Origin of the sequence: Pollutimonas rozaliensis, assembly GCF_048751585.1 — a bacterium.
GTDB lineage: Bacteria > Pseudomonadota > Gammaproteobacteria > Burkholderiales > Burkholderiaceae_B.
Window position 1 is genome coordinate 1 of record NZ_JAZHOB010000130.1, and the last position, 269, is coordinate 269.

At 56.1% G+C, this 269-nt stretch carries 1 protein-coding gene; it reads left to right on the plus strand.

Annotation, left to right across the window (positions count from 1 at the left end):
- Positions 1-269 (plus strand): winged helix-turn-helix domain-containing protein (locus V0R37_RS22260; protein ID WP_420376575.1); only part of this gene is annotated, 269 nt, incomplete at both ends.

The following is a 269-nucleotide window of genomic DNA, read 5'->3' on the forward strand; positions in this document are numbered from 1 at the left end:
TGACCAGTTGAAGCTTCAGTATGCCCTGTGGACACGCAAGGCCGTACAGGAGTTGATCAAGCTGGAAACCGGGAAGTGGGTGCCAATTCGCACCATTGGCGAATATCTGAAACGCTGGGGGTTCACTGTTCAGAAGCCCAAGAAGCAGGCCTATGAGCAGCGTCCAGCCGAAGTAAAGCGCTGGCTGGAGGAGGACTACCCAACCATTCATGCCCGAGCCAAGGCCGAAGATGCCGAGATTTACTGGGGCGATGAGACCGGGTTGCGTA